15 protein-coding genes (1 of these 15 running past the window's edge) are annotated in these 16,989 nt (G+C 69.8%); 7 read left to right on the forward strand and 8 right to left on the reverse strand.

The genetic code is table 11. The annotated features are described in order from the left end of the window. Window positions 1-888, forward strand: partial view of an aldo/keto reductase gene (locus ACFU6I_RS01820; protein WP_384360299.1) — the 3' portion only. It extends 126 nt beyond the left edge of the window; the window shows 888 of its 1,014 coding nt (coding positions 127-1,014); its start codon lies off the left edge, out of view; the stop codon is at window positions 886-888. 73 nt (window positions 889-961) lie between these two features. On the opposite strand, the gene ACFU6I_RS01825 is transcribed toward ACFU6I_RS01820, so the two are convergent. The 7 genes from ACFU6I_RS01825 to ACFU6I_RS01855 form a co-directional block, all read right to left on the reverse strand. Continuing rightward, window positions 962-2,170, reverse strand: a complete 1,209-nt coding sequence (locus ACFU6I_RS01825) for an acyltransferase (protein WP_384360301.1) — start codon at window positions 2,168-2,170, stop codon at window positions 962-964. Next, entirely contained in the window at window positions 2,167-3,213 is a 1,047-nt protein-coding gene (locus ACFU6I_RS01830) for an alpha/beta hydrolase (RefSeq protein ID WP_384360303.1), read from the reverse strand. Before ACFU6I_RS01830 ends, ACFU6I_RS01825 begins: the two co-directional genes overlap by 4 nt. Before the next feature lie 239 nt (window positions 3,214-3,452). After that, window positions 3,453-4,145: a response regulator gene (locus ACFU6I_RS01835; RefSeq protein ID WP_384360305.1), complete on the reverse strand. Its 693-nt coding sequence runs from the start codon at window positions 4,143-4,145 to the stop codon at window positions 3,453-3,455. Continuing rightward, on the reverse strand, window positions 4,142-5,464 hold the full coding sequence (locus tag ACFU6I_RS01840; protein ID WP_384360307.1) for a sensor histidine kinase: 1,323 nt from the start codon (window positions 5,462-5,464) through the stop codon (window positions 4,142-4,144). The genes ACFU6I_RS01835 and ACFU6I_RS01840 overlap by 4 nt, the downstream gene beginning before the upstream one ends. A 144-nt stretch (window positions 5,465-5,608) precedes the next feature. Further along, a complete protein-coding gene (locus tag ACFU6I_RS01845) occupies window positions 5,609-6,562 on the reverse strand; it encodes a DUF4429 domain-containing protein (RefSeq protein WP_384360309.1) in 954 nt (317 codons plus the stop codon). 85 nt (window positions 6,563-6,647) lie between these two features. Beyond that, complete coding sequence (locus ACFU6I_RS01850; RefSeq protein ID WP_384360311.1) at window positions 6,648-7,859, reverse strand: alpha/beta hydrolase; 1,212 nt, start codon at window positions 7,857-7,859, stop codon at window positions 6,648-6,650. 191 nt (window positions 7,860-8,050) lie between these two features. Then, window positions 8,051-8,779, reverse strand: a complete 729-nt coding sequence (locus ACFU6I_RS01855) for a TetR/AcrR family transcriptional regulator (RefSeq protein ID WP_384360313.1) — start codon at window positions 8,777-8,779, stop codon at window positions 8,051-8,053. Window positions 8,780-8,895: 116 nt separating this feature from the next. On the opposite strand from ACFU6I_RS01855, the gene ACFU6I_RS01860 reads away from it, so the two are divergent. After that, window positions 8,896-10,506 (forward strand): MFS transporter, encoded by a 1,611-nt coding sequence (locus tag ACFU6I_RS01860; protein WP_384360315.1) that lies wholly within the window; start codon window positions 8,896-8,898, stop codon window positions 10,504-10,506. A gap of 197 nt (window positions 10,507-10,703) precedes the next feature. Beyond that, window positions 10,704-11,126 (forward strand): peptidase inhibitor family I36 protein, encoded by a 423-nt coding sequence (locus tag ACFU6I_RS01865; protein ID WP_384360317.1) that lies wholly within the window; start codon window positions 10,704-10,706, stop codon window positions 11,124-11,126. Between the two features lie 56 nt (window positions 11,127-11,182). On the opposite strand, the gene aceE is transcribed toward ACFU6I_RS01865, so the two are convergent. Beyond that, complete coding sequence (gene aceE / locus ACFU6I_RS01870; RefSeq protein ID WP_384360319.1) at window positions 11,183-13,915, reverse strand: pyruvate dehydrogenase (acetyl-transferring), homodimeric type; 2,733 nt, start codon at window positions 13,913-13,915, stop codon at window positions 11,183-11,185. A 482-nt stretch (window positions 13,916-14,397) separates the two neighbouring features. On the opposite strand from aceE, the gene ACFU6I_RS01875 reads away from it, so the two are divergent. The 4 genes from ACFU6I_RS01875 to ACFU6I_RS01890 all read left to right on the forward strand — a co-directional run bounded on the left by ACFU6I_RS01875 (window position 14,398) and on the right by ACFU6I_RS01890 (window position 16,969). Next, window positions 14,398-14,835 carry a DUF3052 domain-containing protein gene (locus tag ACFU6I_RS01875; protein WP_037696857.1) on the forward strand — a complete coding sequence of 146 codons (438 nt, stop codon included), beginning with the start codon at window positions 14,398-14,400 and terminating at the stop codon, window positions 14,833-14,835. A gap of 175 nt (window positions 14,836-15,010) precedes the next feature. After that, complete coding sequence (locus tag ACFU6I_RS01880; protein ID WP_384360321.1) at window positions 15,011-15,469, forward strand: peroxiredoxin; 459 nt, start codon at window positions 15,011-15,013, stop codon at window positions 15,467-15,469. 169 nt (window positions 15,470-15,638) lie between these two features. Continuing rightward, window positions 15,639-16,214, forward strand: a complete 576-nt coding sequence (locus tag ACFU6I_RS01885; RefSeq protein ID WP_037696943.1) for a TerD family protein — start codon at window positions 15,639-15,641, stop codon at window positions 16,212-16,214. 179 nt (window positions 16,215-16,393) lie between these two features. Beyond that, window positions 16,394-16,969 carry a TerD family protein gene (locus ACFU6I_RS01890; protein WP_266986046.1) on the forward strand — a complete coding sequence of 192 codons (576 nt, stop codon included), beginning with the start codon at window positions 16,394-16,396 and terminating at the stop codon, window positions 16,967-16,969. Window positions 16,970-16,989: the final 20 nt, after the last annotated feature.

The raw sequence follows: 16,989 nt of genomic DNA on the forward strand, positions 1-16,989 counted from the left end.
ACGCTGGAGACGGCGCTGGCGGCGGGCGTCACCCTCTTCGACACCGCGGACGTGTACGGTCGCGGCGCCAACGAGACGTTCCTGGCGCCGTTCGTCGCGGCGCACCGGGGCGAGATCACCCTCGCCACGAAGTTCGCCATAGAGCGGACCGACGACCCGCAGTACCGGGGCGTGCGCAATGACCCCGCGTACATCCGCCAGGCCGTGGAGGACAGCCTGCGCCGGCTGAACACCGATGTCATCGACCTGTACTACATGCACCGCCGCGACCCGGCCGTCCCGCTGGCCGAGTCCGTCGGTGCGATGGCCGAGCTGGTGCAGCAGGGCAAGGTCAAGCAGCTCGGGCTGAGCGAGGTCACCGGCGCGGAGCTGCGCGAGGCGTACGCCGTGCACCCGATCGCCGCCCTGCAGTCCGAGTGGTCGCTCTTCAGCCGGGACGTCGAGCGCAGCGCCGTGCCCGCCGCGGTCGAGCTCGGGGTGACCTTCGTGCCGTACTCGCCGCTCGGGCGGGGCTTTTTGACCGGGGCGTTCACGGACGCGGCCAAGGACCTGTCGGACGGCGACTTCCGCAAGTACCAGCCGCGCTTCACCGGCGACAACGCGAAGACGAACGCCGCCCTGCTGGAGCCCGTCCACAAGATCGCGGCGGCGCACGGGGCGTCGGCCGCGCAGGTGGCGCTCGCCTGGGTGCAGCAGCGGGCCCAGGTGCACGGTCTGACCGTGGTGCCGATCCCGGGCACCCGCAAGAGCAGCCGGCTGCTGGAGAACGTGGCCGCCACCCGGCTCACGCTGACCGCGGAGGAGCTGGCATTGCTGGAGCCGATCGCGGGGCAGGTGGCGGGGGACCGGTACCCGGACATGAGCTCGACGTCCGCGGCGCGCGAGTAGTCGTTTCCGGGCGGCCGGGGCGCCCGGCAATCGCGCGGCCCTCAAGCGCCGGACGGGCTGGATGTGCGCCGCCCTACGCCAGCCCCAGCGCGAACACGGCGAACCCCGCCGCGAGCAGCCCCGCCGCTGCCCGGCGGGCGTTCGCCGCCCGCGTCCCGGCCTGCCACGGTGCCTCGAAGCGGCGCGCGTACCGGGCGATGAGCACCAGCAGCCCGGCGAACACCGGCATCCACGCCAGCCGCGCCAGGACCCAGCCGATCGTGTCCGGCCCGGTCGTCAGCCCGGGCACCGCACCGGCGAACGACGCCGGGACGGCCGCGGCCAGCATCGCCGTCTGGTGCCAGCACAGGATCGTCATCGCGGACAGATTGATGACGACGACCGGCGCCCACAGCCGTGGACGGCGCAGCAGCCGGCCGATCCGGTCGCGCAGCAGGATCGCCGCGCCGCTCTGCGCCGCGGCCAGGGCGAGGACCAGCAGCGACGGCGGATGCGAATTGGTGCGTGCCTCGCCCGGCACGCCGACCATCGACGCCGGGTAGTGGAAGGCGAGCAGGAGCGCGGCGAACAGCACGGTCCCGCCGACAAGCAGGAACCTGGCGCCCCGCTTCCCGATCCGTCCCTCTGCCCATGAGACCCCGAGCTGGTACGCGAAGAGCCAGCCCGGAAGGATGTTCAGCACGCTCAGCCAGGACGGCATCGCCCCGGCGTACGGTCCGTAGCGCAGGAAGTCCACGGCGGCGACCGCCCCGAGCAGTGGCGCGGCCGCCCAGCCGCCCAGCCGCCGCGCGATCAGCAGGCAGTACGGGGTGAGGGCGGTGACCACTGTGTACACCCCGACGAACCAGAGTGGCTGGATCACCAGCGTCGACCCGGTCCGCAGCGTGTCACCGGGTACCCCGAGCGTGTACAGCACGGGGATCATCGCCGCCCAGACGGCGGTCACCCCCAGCACCGGCCTGCCCAGCCTGGCCATCCGCCCGCGCAGCCAGGCTGCGGTGGTGGACTTCCTGCGTCGGTACGAGAGCACGGAGGCGTACCCGCCGACCAGGAAGAAGATGCCCAGCATCTGGAGGATCCAGCTGACCGGGGCGAGGAATCCGAAGGCGGAGAGCGGGCTGGTGTTGTGAAGTGCGCCGACGCTGTCCAGCCGGAAGCCGCCGAGCAGCCAGTGCCCGGTGGGCACGGCGAGCAGGGCGAGGGCGCGCAGTCCGTCGACGGCACGGTCACGGTTCGCGGGGGTACGGGCGTCGATCCGGGCCGCAAGATGCTTCAGGCTCATCGGCCCGCCCCTTGCGCGATGGCCGCGAAGGCGCGCAGCGAGTCGGTGCCGGGGGCGAAGTAGCCGGTGTGGCCGTGCGCGTCCTCGGCGGGCACCCGGCGGGCCCCGAACTCCGGATCGGCGGGATCGGGCCCGTGACCGAGCCCGGCCACCTCGACGTTCGGGACGTCGTCGATCCAGTCGGTGGCGTCCTTGGCCGCCCAGACCCGGGCGGTGGTGTGCAGATCGGCTACGTCGTCGGCGCGCATGCCGGGCGAGCCGAGGACGACCAGGTCGCTGACGTGGAGCCGGGACGCGGCGAGACCGCACACGACGGACCCGTAACTGTGGCAGAACACGGCGGGTTCGGTGATCCTGTCGGCGGCCAGCCCGTCCGCGAACCGGGTCAGCCGGTCGGCGCCCGCCTCTGCGAGCGAACCGGTCGCAGCATCGACCCCGACGCCGACGGGAGTGGTGTAACCGGCCCAGGCGATCACCGCACTGCCCGTCCCGGTCTCCGCGTACAGAGACTTCGCCATGCCCGCCGGAGTGCCGTACACGTCATGCGTACGGTCGAAGGTCCCGGCGTCGATGTCCGAACCCGGCACCACGACGGAGACCCGGCTCGCGGTCCTCAGGTCCCCGAACACCTCGGCGACCTGTCCGCGCCCGCGCGGATCGAAGGCCAGGATCTGCCGTCCGCGATCGACGCCCAGATGCGCGTACCGGGGATCTTGACCGGCCTGCAGGGAAAGGGCGTTGGCGCGGTAGCGCAACTCGACGGGCACCCCGTCGAGATTGCCGACGACCGATGGATGCCGAACGACCAGCTGCTGCCGCTCGTCCTTGCTCAACCCCCGGAAGAATTGCGCTACTTGGGCGGGTGTGGACCGCTCCGGATCCGGCAGCTTCCGCCCCAGCACACGATCCGACCGCCATGCGGCACTCCCGGGCGGCGGCCCGGTCACGGCCTGCTGTGCATTCCCGGACACCCAGCCGGCGGTCCCGGCCACCACGGTGGTCGCCAGTGCGACCGTGACCAGAGTCCTCGCGTAACGGCGCATCTCGCCCTCCCTCTTCGGCTCGTGCACGCCGTTCGGCGCGACGGGAGGGAAGGTAGGAAGAGGATGGGTGAGAGGGCGTCACACCGGGGAGCCACGTTCGCAGTGGTACCGGGGTAGGGGGTGTACCGGGGGAATTCCCCACCTCACGCGGTCATTCGAGCCGGCTCGGGGCTGATTCGCCCACTCACGCCCGCGGTGCGTGCTCGGGCCCGTCCTGCCCGGTCAGGCCGTGCCCGACCCTACTCGCCCGGCGTCACCAACCCCGACTCATACGCAAAGATCACCGCCTGCGCCCGATCCCGCAGATCGAGCTTGGCCAGCACCCGTCCGATATGCGTCTTCACCGTCTGCTCGGCCAGCACCAGCCGCCCCGCGATCTCCTGGTTGGACAGACCCCGGGCAATCAGCTCCAACACCTCCGTCTCCCGCGGCGTCAGCCCGTTCAGCCGCAGAGCGACGGCATTGCTCCGCCCGCCCACACCGCTCCCGCCCGGCCGTTGCCGCGCGAAGTCCGCGATCAGCCGTCGCGTCACGGACGGCGCCAGCAGCGCCTCGCCCGCCGCCACCACCCGTACCGCCGAGATGAGATCGGCGGGCGGCGCGTCCTTCAGCAGGAACCCGGACGCACCGGCGCGCAGCGCCTCGTACACGTAGTCGTCCACGTCGAAGGTGGTGAGCATCAGTACCTTCGGCCGGTGGACCACCCCCACCGGCGGGTTCAGCAGCTCACGCGCGGCCGCGAGGCCGTCCATCTCCGGCATCCGCACATCCATCAGCACCACGTCCGGACGGACGTTCCGGCTGACCTCGATGCCCTGCCGCCCGTCCGGCGCCTCGCCCACCACATCGATGTCGCTCTGCGCCGACAGCAGCGCCGCGAACCCCGCCCGCACCATGGCCTGGTCGTCGACGATGATCACGCGGATGGTCACAGGTCCTCCAGGGACGAGGGGGTGGCGGGCGACAGCGGCAGCCGTGCGGTCACCCGGAACCCGCCGTCGGGCAGCGGCCCGGTGTCCAGGGTGCCGCCGGTCAACCGTACGCGTTCGCGCATCCCGACCAGCCCGTGTCCGGTCCCCGTCGGCTCCAGCGGCGAACCGGGCCGTTCCGCCCGGTCGTTGGCGACCACCACGGTCAGAAGCTCGCCGTCCGACGCGATCGACACCCGGGTCCGCGCTCCCGGCGCATGCCGGACCACATTGGCCAGCGCCTCCTGCACGATCCGGTACGCGGACAGGTCCACCGCCTGCGGTACGTCGCCCAGGTCCGCGGCGAGCGACAACTCCGCGGGCAGCCCCGCCCGTACCGTCGCCTCGACCAGCTGCTGCAGCCGGTCGAGCCCCGGCTGCGGCGCCCGTTCGCCCTCCGTTCCGTCGCTGCGCAGCACCACGAGCAGCCGCCGCATCTCGGCAAGCGACTCCCGGGCGCTCGCCGCGATCGAGCCGAACTCCTCGACCGCCTCCTCGGACAGCCCGCTGATCCGGTACGGGGCGGAGTCGGCCTGCACCGTGATCACCGACATGTGGTGCGCGACCACATCGTGCAGCTCACGGGCGATTCTGGTGCGTTCCTCCAGCAGGGTCCGCTGCGCCCGCTCCGCCTCGCTGATGGTCTCCTGCTCGGCCAGCCGCCGTTGCGCGTCGCCCCGTTCCCGTACCGCCGCGGCGATCACCAGCACCACCGCACCGAGGACGGGCAGCAGCAGGGCGCTGCCGTTGCTGCGCCCGGGCGAGATCACATGCAGCACCACACCGGCGGCTCCCGTGGCCAGCCAGACGGCGATCGAGGTCCGGCGGGTCTCGCGCAGCCCCAGGGCGAGGAGCAGGAAGAGATACCCGACGATGGCGGGTGGTGTCCACGGCCAGACGGTGTAGGTCGCCACCGGATACCCCAGGAGCACCAGGGCACCGATGATGTCGGCGGGGAAGACGATCCACCACGCCTGCAACGGTCGGTGCGCCAGCATCAGCAGGGGCGCCGCCTGGGCGACACCGAGGGCGCCCGCCACGCCTCCGGGCACCCCGTACTCCGAGATCAGGAAGTTGATCGTGACCGGGATGAGGGTGGCGGCGAGGACGAGGACGACACCGTACGGAAGCAGCCGCTGCCACGGTCTCGGGGCGTCGGCGAACAGCGGAGTCGGAGGGTGGGACGCGTGGGTCAGCCCGTGGGCCGCCTCGCGCAGATTGCGGCGGGCCGCGCTGAGCAGGCCGTCGGCGGGTGGCGGGGGCTGGGGAGAGGAAGTCGGCATGGCCCGATCAGCGTAGGCAGCGGACCCGCCGCGCGGCGTCATACCGGGGTCTCGATCGGGGCCCGGCGCCCCGTACGGAGGTACTACGTGCCCGCCCCTCACGGCCCCCCACGACAGGGAGTGGGGGAGACCGTCGGCCCGCCGCTACAGCTCCGCGAGCAGCTGGGCCTTCTTCGCGCTGAACTCGTCGTCCGTCACGAGTCCCGCCCGGTGCAGCTCCCCAAGGTGCCGGATCCGCTCGGCGATGTCCGCCGGATCGCGGCGCCCCGCGCCTGCCAGGACGGCGGTTGCCGCCACGGGTGCGGACTGGTTCCTGCGTACGGACTCCAGGACGGCGGCGGCGAACGGCAGCGACTCGTGCACCGGGCCGTAGCCGAGTCCGAAGATCACCGCGGCCGGGTCCTGATCGGCCTGGGTGGGCAGCGGGGGTATGGCATGGGGACCGGGTGCGGTGTCCGTACGGGGCGCCCCGCCCTCCGCGGCCGCTTCCGCGCCCGCCAGGGAACCCGCGCTCCCGGCGCCTCGCGGAACCAGCCGCAGGTAGCCGTCGAACGCCTCGGGCGACCGCCACTCGACCCCGCTCAGCTCGGTGACCGGAAACGTCTGGTCGCCCGCCTTCCACTTCGCCGTGGAGGCACCCGTCCAGAACCAGCGGAAGGAGATCCGGTCCCCGTCGAAGCTGGCCCGGCCGTCGTACGCCTTGAACTGCATCGGCGCCTCGGGGGCCGCGACCATGAAACGTTCGGCGGGCTCCCCCGCGTCCGCTCCGAGCAGTGCGCGCAGCTCGTCCGCGTAGTACTCGGCGAGCGTCTCGCGTTCGGCGGGCAGCACCAGCCGGTACGGATCGCAGCCCTGTTTCAGCTGCCCTGCCGCAGCCTCGAGCAGGGGATCGGCACCCGGTCTCGGCACCGCATGCAGCACCACCGTGCCCCGCTTGCCCGGGTTCAGCGTCACCGACGACAACGCCGCATGCGGAATGCGGCGTTCACGCAGGCTCTGGAAGAGCTTCGGCGTGCGAATACCCCGTTCGAAGCGGATGAGCACGGAGTCGGTGTCGAACTCCCAGGTGGCATGAATTCCGGCCAGCACATCACCCATGTGCCTCATCGTATGCGGCACTTGCCCGCACGTCCCCCCTCGGCGTATGCCGCAATTCATGCTCCCTTGCGGCTCTTTACGCGCGTCACATGCCTTCGGCGCCGGAAATTCCCTTGTGACAGGCGCTGTCGGCGCTCGCACAGGTCACCGAGCCGTAGGCGCCCACGCCGATGGCGGCGAAGTTGCTGAGGCTCTCGGTGCCCGGCACGAAATAGCCGCTGTGCCCGTTGGCGTCGCCCGCCGAGACGACGCGCGCACCGAAGCCCCGGTCCACCGGATCGGCCCCGTGGCCGAGCCCGCCGACCTCCATGTTCGGTACGTCCTCGATCCAGTCGTTGCGGTCCCGCATCGCCCAGACCGCGGCCGAGGTGTGCAGCTGCGCGGCACGCTGCACCCGCATGCCGGGGCTGCCCGCGACCGCGATGTCGGTGACCCGGGACGGCAGTTCTCCCGCGGCGACACCGCACAGCACGGACCCGTAGCTGTGACAGAACAGCGAGACCTTCGACGTGCCGGGCAGCGCGCCGACGAGCGCGTTCAGCCGGACCGCGCCGCGCTCGGCGAGGTTTCCCAGGGCCGCGTCCATACCGATGCCGGCGGGCGCGGTGTAGTCCGCCCAGGCGATGACGGCGGTCCGGGTGCCGGGGCGGGCGGCGCGCTCCGCCGCGTACAGCGACTTCGCCATGCCGACGGGGGCGGCGTTGACCTTCGGCCCGGTCCGCTCCAGCGTCAGCAGATTGGTGTCGACACCGGGCACGACCACCGAGATCCGCTCGGCCTTGTCCAGGTCACCGAACACCTCGGCGGCGTGGCCCTTTCCGGACGGGTCGAAGGCCAGGAAATGCCGGCCGTGGGCCAGCATCGACCGGAAGCGCTCCATCCGGCGCAGCGCGTCGGCGCGGCCGTCAGGGGAGAGCCTGACGTCGTGCATGCGCCGTCGCTCGACCGCCCTCGCCTGAACCAGGGCCCGCCGGTTGGCGTGGTAGCGCAGGGTGATCGGGGCGCCGTTCAAATTGCCGACGACCAACGGGTACCTGTCGGCGAGCGCCGTCCGCTGCGTGGCGGTGAGCGTGGCGAAGAACTGCGCCAGCCGGTAGGGCGGTGCATCGGCGTCCGGCAGCGGGTGACCCGCTATCCGCCCCCGCGCCCAGGATGCGAGTGCGATGTCGCGTGGCTCGTGGGAGGGTTGATGACGTACCGCTGTCCAGCCGGTGGTCGCCAGCATCACGAACACGACCGCGACGGCGAGCAGTGCGCGCCATGCGGTGAGCGTGGGGGAGGAGTCGAAGGAAGTCACTCCGGCCCACATTAGGAGACGCGCGACGGCCACCGTGAAGCGGGTGACACACATCACTCTCCTGCAGGGAATTGGAGCGGGTTTCCCTCACGCTCCGTGCGCGCTTCCGGTACGCTCCGAAGGATTTCGTGCCGCTCCCGTCCCGCACGGATCGGCTGTGGTACGGCAGTTGTGAAGTCCGTCATGTTCCGTCATGAGGCGTTCGGCACATGACGGGTCCGGAGCTGTCGGGCGGAAGGCGCAGGCCCTGCGGTCACGGGTTCGACCGGCGCATGCCAGTTCCCCGCGAGCGCCGGGCCCAGTTGGTCCAGATAGTTCTCGGTCAGCGCGCGCAGCGACTCCATGCTCGCGTCCCGCCCATGCCCCCACAGCTGCCCGGTCACCCGCATCACCCCGCAGAACGCGGCGACGGCGACCCGCGGTCGCGGATCCGTCCGGATGTCGAGGCCCTCGCGCCCGGCGATCACCTCGGCTATCTCGGTCTCCAGATCGATACTGCGCCGCAGGTGGGCCGCGAGCAGGGAAGGGGTCGACTCGATCATCCGGTACGTGCGCATGTGGAGTTCGACCGTGACGGTCTCCTCGATCGCCTCACCGATACTGTTCCAGGCGCACAGGACCGCACTGCGCATGGCCTCGAAAGGGGTTTCCCCGGCGGGCCGTTGGCGCAGCTCGGAGAGGAAGCGCGACTCCACCATCTCCTGGACGGCGAAGGCGGTCTCCTCCTTGCTGGCGAAATAGCGGAAGAAGGTGCGCTGGGAGACCTCGACGGCGTCGACGATCTCGTCGACGGTGGTCTCGTCGTACCCCTGGGTGGTGAAGAGGTCGAGGGCGGCACGCAGCAGGGCGTCCCGGGTGCGTCGCTTCTTGCGTTCGCGCAGTCCGGTCGGTTGCTCTGCGGCGCGCCGGTCATCGGTCACTGAGCGGCCCTCTTTCGGTCTCTTTGTCCAGCTCAGGGTACCTGTGAGCTACGTGACAGTTACCGGCTTGTGAAATGGTTTGTCAACTGTCAGCGACTGACACTAATCTCCCCCGCATGACTAGTCAGACCACAGCAGAAAAGGCGTTGCGGGAGCCGCAGGGCACCCCTGCTCCCGCCCCGGCCAAGGGGCTGCGCGGCCACCCCTGGCTGACGCTCTTCTCCGTGGCCATCGGCGTGATGATGGTCGCGCTCGACGGCACGATCGTCGCGATCGCCAACCCCGCCATCCAGCAGGACCTGCACGCCTCGCTCGCCGACGTCCAGTGGATCACCAACGGCTACATGCTCGCACTCGCGGTCTCCTTGATCACCGCGGGCAAGCTCGGTGACCGGTTCGGCCACCGCCAGACCTTCCTGATCGGTGTCGTGGGCTTCGCCGCGGCATCGGGAGCCATCGGATTCTCCAGCAGCGTGGCCCTGGTCATTGCGTTCCGGGTGCTGCAGGGCCTTTTCGGCGCTCTGCTGATGCCGGCCGCGCTCGGCCTGCTGCGCGCCACCTTCCCGGCCGAGAAGCTGAACATGGCGATCGGTATCTGGGGCATGGTCATCGGCGCCTCGACGGCGGGCGGTCCGATCCTCGGCGGCGTCCTCGTCGAGCACGTCAGCTGGCAGTCCGTCTTCTTCATCAATGTGCCGGTCGGGGTGATCGCGCTTCTGCTCGGCGTGGTGATCCTCAAGGACCACCGCGCCGAGAACGCGCCGCGCTCCTTCGACATCGGCGGCATCGTGCTGCTGTCGCAGGCGATGTTCTGCCTGATCTGGGCGCTCATCAAGGGTGCGGAGTGGGGCTGGGGCGACTTCAGGACGCTCGGCTTCCTGGGGGCGGCCGTAGCCCTGTTCGTGGTGTTCGCCCTCTCCCAGAAGAACGTCAGGGAGCCGCTGATCCCGCTGGCGATGTTCCGCTCGGTGCCGCTGTCCGCGGGTGTGGTCCTGATGGTGCTGATGGCGTTCGCCTTCATGGGCGGACTCTTCTTCGTCACCTTCTACCTGCAGAACGTGCACGGCATGAAGGCCGTCGACGCGGGCCTGCACCTGCTGCCGCTGACCGGGATGATGATCGTCGGCTCCCCGCTCGCCGGCCTGCTGATCACCAAGCTCGGCCCGCGCGTCCCGCTCGTCGGCGGCATGGTGTGCACCGCGGTCGCCATGTTCGGGATGTCCCAGTTGGACACCGGCACCGGCACCCTGGCCATGTCCGTCTGGTTCGGCCTGCTCGGCCTCGGCCTCGCCCCGGTGATGGTCGGCGCCACCGAGGTCATCGTGGGCAACGCCCCGATGGAGCTCTCCGGCGTCGCGGGCGGTCTGCAGCAGGCCGCCATGCAGGTCGGCGGCAGCCTCGGTACGGCGGTGCTGGGTGCGGTCATGGCCTCCCAGGTCGACGCGAAGCTCGCTGACAACTGGGCTGCCGCGGAGCTTCCGCCGCTCTCGCCGCAGCAGCTGGACCAGGCGTCCTCGGCCGTCGAGGTCGGGATCCCGCCGGTGGCGTCCGGCACGCCGGGTCCGGTCGCGGAGAAGATCACGAGCGTCGCGCATGACACGTTCGTGTCGGGCATGGGCACGGCCTTCATGGTCGCCGGCGTGGTCGCGGTGATCGCGGCGCTGGTCGCCACGCTCACCAAGCGCGGTGCGAATGCGGAGGCGGGCGCGGGCGCGGGCCACATCTGAGCCCGCCGCCGGCCCTCGCCGACTCCTCGCGCCGAGGAGACCCGAGCGTCAACACAGCGCCCACGACAGCCCCGCCGGACCCGTCCGGCGGGGCTGTCGCCTATCCGGGTGGTCCGGCCCTGCCCCCCTTCCCGTGGCGCTGCCCCGCAGGTCAGGGTGCGTGCAAGTGATCCACACCACCACGGGGGTTGACTGATATGCGTACGACTGCGCTTGCCGCCGCACTGACCGCCACCACGCTCGTCCCGCCGGCCGTACAGGCCTCAGAGACCGCACCGGCCGCACAGACCACCCGCACCACGCAGGTGGCATCGGCTACGAGGGCCGCGCCGGTCCGGCTCGGGGCGTGCGGGACGGGGCAACTCTGCCTCTGGGAGAAGCCTGACTTCACCGGGGCCCGGCAGGTCCACGAACTGTCCACCGTCGACATCGAGAGCTGTGTCCCGTTGCCACCGGCCGGCCAGGCCCAGGCGCTCGCCAACCGCACCGGCCGCCCCGTCACCACCTATCAGTCGGCGGAGTGCGCCGAGACCGGCGAGTTCGAGACCTATCCGGGCGGTGGCACCTGGGTGCCGCAGTCGCCGTACCGGGTCAGGGCCTTCAAGGTCTGGGAGAACTGACGCCGAAGGGCGGCGGACCAGGAGGTCCGCCGCCCTTCGGATCTGTCCCGCCGTGCCTACGCGTCGCCGCCGGCGGCGCCCGGGTCGGCCGCGGTCACGTCCATGAGTTCGTACCGGTCGATCGCCTGCTTCAGCAGCGAACGGTCGACCCGTCCCTCCTTCGCGAGCTCGGTGAGCACCGCGAGGACGATCGACTGCGCGTCGATGTGGAAGTACCGGCGGGCCGCGCCGCGCGTGTCGGCGAAGCCGAAGCCGTCCGCGCCCAGGGACTGGTACGCACCGGGAACCCAGCGCGCGATCTGGTCCGGCACCGAACGCATCCAGTCCGAAACCGCCACGAACGGGCCCTCGGAGCCGGAGAGCTTCCGGGTCACGTACGGGACGCGCTGCTCCTCCTCCGGGTGCAGCAGGTTGTACCGCTCCACCTCGACGGCCTCGCGGCGCAGCTCGTTCCAGGAGGTCGCCGACCAGACGTCCGCCTTCACGTTCCACTCGTCGGCGAGGATCCGCTGCGCCTCGACCGCCCACGGGACCGCCACACCGGACGCCATGATCTGGGCCGGGATCATGCCCTTCTCGCCGCTCTTGTAGCGGTAGACGCCCTTGAGGATGCCCTCGACGTCCACGTTCTCCGGCTCGGCCGGGTGCTGGATCGGCTCGTTGTAGACAGTGAGGTAGTAGAAGACGTCCTCGCTGTTCTCGCCGTACATCCTGCGCAGACCGTCCTTGACGATGTGCGCGATCTCGTAGCTGAACGCGGGGTCGTACGCCACACAGCCGGGGTTCGTCGAGGCGAGCAGCTGCGAGTGGCCGTCCGCGTGCTGCAGACCCTCACCGGTCAGCGTCGTACGACCGGCGGTCGCACCCAGCACGAAGCCGCGCGCGAGCTGGTCGGCCATCTGCCAGAACTGGTCACCGGTGCGCTGGAAACCGAACATCGAGTAGAAGACGTACACCGGGATCAGCGGCTCGCCGTGCGTGGCGTACGCCGAACCCGCGGCGATCAGCGACGCCGTGCAACCCGCCTCGGAGATGCCGTCGTGCAGCATCTGACCGGTCGGTGACTCCTTGTACGCGAGCAGCAGATCGCGGTCCACTGCCTCGTACTGCTGACCCAGCGGGTTGTAGATCTTCGCGCTCGGGAAGAACGCGTCCATGCCGAAGGTGCGGTACTCGTCGGGTGCGATCAGCACGAAACGCTTGCCGATCTCCTTGTCCCGCATGAGGTCCTTCAGGATGCGGACGAACGCCATGGTCGTGGCGATCGACTGCTGACCCGAACCCTTCTTCGCGGTCGCGTACGTCTTGTCCTCGGGGAGAACCAGCGGCTTCGCGCGCACCACACGGGTCGGGACGTAACCGCCCAGACTCTTGCGGCGGTCGTGCATGTACTGGATCTCTTCCGAGTTGCGGCCCGGGTGGTAGTACGGCGGGTAGCCCTCGTCCAGCTGCTTGTCCGTGATCGGGATGTGCAGCCGGTCGCGGAACCGCTTGAGGTCCTCGACCGTGAGCTTCTTCATCTGGTGGGTCGCGTTGCGGCCCTCGAAGTTCGGGCCCAGGGTCCAGCCCTTGACCGTCTGCGCGAGGATCACCGTCGGCTGGCCCTTGTGGGCCTTGGCCGCCGCGTACGCCGCGTAGACCTTCCTGTGGTCGTGACCGCCCCGGCCCAGGTGCAGGATCTGGTCGTCGGTCATGTCCTTGACCATGTCGCGCAGCCGCGGGTCGTCACCGAAGAAGTGCTCACGGATGTACGAGCCCGACTCGGTGGCGTACGTCTGGAACTGGCCGTCCGGCGTGGTGTTCAGCTTGTTGACCAGGATGCCCGTGCGGTCCTGCGCCAGCAGCGGGTCCCAGGAGCGGTCCCAGACCAGCTTGATGACGTTCCAGCCGGCACCGCGGAACTGCGACTCCAGCTCCTGGATGATCTTGCCGTTGCCGCGCACCGGACCGTCGAGGCGCTGCAGGTTGCAGTTGACCACGAAGGTCAGGTTGTCCAGACCCTCACGGGCGGCGATGGAGAGCTGGCCCAGCGACTCGGGCTCGTCCATCTCGCCGTCGCCCAGGTATGCCCAGACGTGGGACCGGGAGGTGTCGGCGATGCCGCGCGCCTCCATGTAGCGGTTCATCCGGGCCTGGTAGATCGCGCCGAGGGGGCCGAGGCCCATCGAGACGGTCGGGAACTCCCAGAAGTCCGGCATCAGCCGCGGGTGCGGGTAGCTGGACAGGCCGTTCGGCGCCTTCGACTTCTCCTGGCGGAAGGCGTCGAGCTGCGCCTCGTTCAGCCGGTCGAGCAGGAACGCGCGGGCGTAGATGCCGGGGGAGGCGTGCCCCTGGAAGAAGATCTGGTCGCCGCCCAGACCGTCGTCCTTGCCCCGGAAGAAGTGGTTGAAGCCCACGTCGTACAGCGAGGCGGAGGAGGCGAACGTGGCGATGTGACCGCCGACGCCGATACCCGGGCGCTGGGCGCGCGACACCATCACGGCCGCGTTCCAGCGGGTCGCGTTGAGGACCTTGCGCTCGATCTCCTCGTCGCCGGGGAAGAACGGCTCGTCCTTCGTGGCGATCGTGTTCACGTAGTCCGTGCTGCGCATCTCCGGCACGGCGACGCGCTTCTCGCGCGCGCGCTCGATGAGCCGGAGCATCAGGTAGCGGGCCCGCTCACGGCCGCGCTCGTCGACGGCGGCGTCGAGGGAGTCGAGCCATTCCTGGGTCTCCTCGGGATCGAAGTCCGGGACCTGGCTCGGAAGGCCGCCAATGATGATCGGGTTGCGATCGGATCCGGAAGCCACGCTGTTCCTTCGCTGTTCGGTGCTGCTCTACGGGGCCTGGTTTCGGGAGGCACGCCCCCGGGATGTATGCATGTACGCCAGCACCATCGTGTACCGCGACGACGCATACGTCATCTCTACCGAGGGGTAACCGCCAGGTGGTGAGACATCATGTCCGGTGCGCCGGGGCGGCCCGGACAGACGGGTTGGATCAAACCGCAACCATACGCCCAACCCTTCCAAGCGTTCCCAAAAGCTGTTCGACTCCGATTGGCGGACCGAAACGGCATAAGCTGTGGAAGGACGTAAAGGGTGTGGACGGCCGTGTGGAGCCCAGTCAGAGGCCTGCCGATCGTGCGGCGACGTGGCAGGGAACGTCACCGTTTAGGCGGTCTCGCACGCTGGGTACTTGCGCGATCCGCCGCGCCCGTGTGGACTACGGCCAACGCCCCGCGCACGCGCGTGGCTGAAGCATTTTCCGAAACATGATCAGGAGGCAACCCGTGAGCGCGACCGCGGACCACGCGGAGGAACGGACCAACTCGGCTGCACGGCTGGGGTTCGAGCCCGGACAGGTGGTCCAGGAGATCGGCTACGACGACGACGTCGAGCAGGAGCTCCGTGAGGGCATTGAGGCCACTACCGGCCAGGAACTCGTCGATGAGGACTACGACGACGTCGCTGACGTCGTCCTGCTGTGGTTCCGCGACGAGGACGGCGACCTTACGGACGCGCTGGTGGATGCCATTGGTCTGATCGACGAAGGCGGTGTGATCTGGCTGATGACGCCGAAGACCGGCCGCGAAGGCTACGTCGAACCGAGCGATATCAACGAGGCCGGCCAGACAGCCGGTCTTTCCCAGACCAAGAGCATCAATGCGGGCAAGGACTGGACGGGCAGCCGTCTGGTCACCCCGAAGTCGGCCAAAGCCAGGCGCTGAACCGCACTCACCACGAGGCCCCCGCCGGTCGTGCACCGGCGGGGGCCTTCGTATGCCCGTTCACATGTCCCCCGCCCGCGCACATCCCTGTCCGCGGGCCCGCCGAGGTCTCTGCGTAGGGTGGGAGCCCACCCGGACAGCCCAGCCCGGTGAAGCATTGAAGGGACGCGTTTCCATGGCGATCGAGGTCGGTACCCAGACCCCGGATTTCGAGCTGAAGGACAACCACGGCCGGACCGTGAAGCTCTCCGACTTCCGCGGCGAGAAGAACGTGGTGCTGCTGTTCTACCCGTTCGCCTTCACCGGCGTCTGCACGGGTGAGCTCTGCGCCCTCCGCGACGAGCTGCCGCGGTTCGAGAACGACGACACGCAGCTGCTGGCCGTCTCCAACGACTCCATCCACACCCTGCGCGTCTTCGCCGAGCAGGAGGGCCTCGAGTACCCGCTCGTCTCGGACTTCTGGCCGCACGGCGCCACCTCCCGCGCCTACGGCGTCTTCGACGAGGAGAAGGGCTGTGCGGTGCGCGGCACCTTCATCATCGACAAGGAGGGAGTGGTGCGCTGGACCGTCGTCAACGGCCTGCCGGACGCGCGCGACCTGAACGACTACATCAAGGCCCTCGACGCGATCTGATCCGGTTCCGGACGATCCCGCGTCGGTGTTCCGGAGGATCTCCCGGCGCCCCGGCCAAAAGCCTGCTTTGGCCGGGAACCGGTCACTAGGATCCACTCGTTGATCCGATGCCAACGCAACGTGGAGGCGCCGGCAGTCGTCGGCCCCCAAGAAACCAATGGGAGGACTCGTGGGAGTCAGCCTCAGCAAGGGCGGCAACGTCTCGCTGACCAAGGCCGCGCCCAACCTGACCGCTGTCGTCGTCGGTCTGGGGTGGGATGCCCGTACCACCACCGGTGGAGACTTCGACCTCGACGCCAGCGCGCTGCTGACCAACGCCGAGGGCAAGGTCGGCAGCGACGGTAATTTTGTCTTCTTCAACAACCTCAAGAGCCCCGACGGCTCCGTCGAGCACACAGGTGACAACCTCACCGGTGAGGGCGAGGGCGACGACGAGGTCATCAAGGTGAACCTGGCCGGAGTCCCGGCCGACGTCGACAAGATCGTCTTCCCGGTCTCGATCTACGAGGCCGAGACCCGCCAGCAGAGCTTCGGCCAGGTGCGCAACGCGTACATCCGCGTGGTGAACCAGGCGGACAACAGCGAGCTCGCGCGGTACGACCTGAGCGAGGACGCCTCGACGGAGACCGCCATGGTCTTCGGCGAGCTGTACCGCAACGGCGCCGAGTGGAAGTTCCGTGCCATCGGCCAGGGCTACGCCTCGGGTCTGCGCGGCATCGCGCAGGACTTCGGCGTCAACGTCTGAGTACGGCCCAGAGAGCGCGACCGGGCCGTTCCTGAGAAGGCGCAGCCCGGGCCGCGCCCAGGGGGCGTCCGGCCATGATCCGCCGTACACCCCCCAGCACGTCCCCGTCCGGCGCCGCACCCAGTGCGGCGCCGGACGCGCTCAACAGACCGTTCATCGACTCGGGGAGGACTCACATCATGGGCGTCACACTCGCCAAGGGGGGCAATGTCTCCCTCTCCAAGGCCGCACCCAACCTCACCCAGGTGCTCGTCGGCCTCGGCTGGGACGCACGATCCACCACGGGCGCCGACTTCGACCTCGACGCCAGCGCACTGCTGTGCCAGTCGGGCCGGGTGCTCGGCGACGAATGGTTCGTCTTCTACAACAACCTCACGAGTCCGGACGGCTCCGTGGAACACACGGGCGACAATCTCACCGGTGAGGGCGAGGGCGACGACGAGTCGGTCATCGTGAACCTCAACCAGGTCCCCGCCCACTGCGACAAGATCGTTTTTCCGGTCTCGATCCATGAGGCCGACAACCGTGGGCAGACTTTCGGCCAGGTCAGCAACGCGTTCATTCGCGTGGTGAACCAGGCGGACGGCCAGGAACTCGCGCGCTACGACCTGAGCGAGGACGCCTCCACCGAGACCGCGATGATCTTCGGCGAGCTCTACCGGTACAACGGCGAGTGGAAGTTCCGTGCAGTGGGACAGGGGTACGCGTCGGGGCTGCGGGGCATCGCTCTAGACTTCGGGGTCAACGTTTCGTAAAGCCGCGCACGGCGCGGGGG

Origin of the sequence: Streptomyces sp. NPDC057486 (assembly GCF_042802415.1) — a bacterium.
GTDB lineage: Bacteria > Actinomycetota > Actinomycetes > Streptomycetales > Streptomycetaceae > Streptomyces > Streptomyces yanii.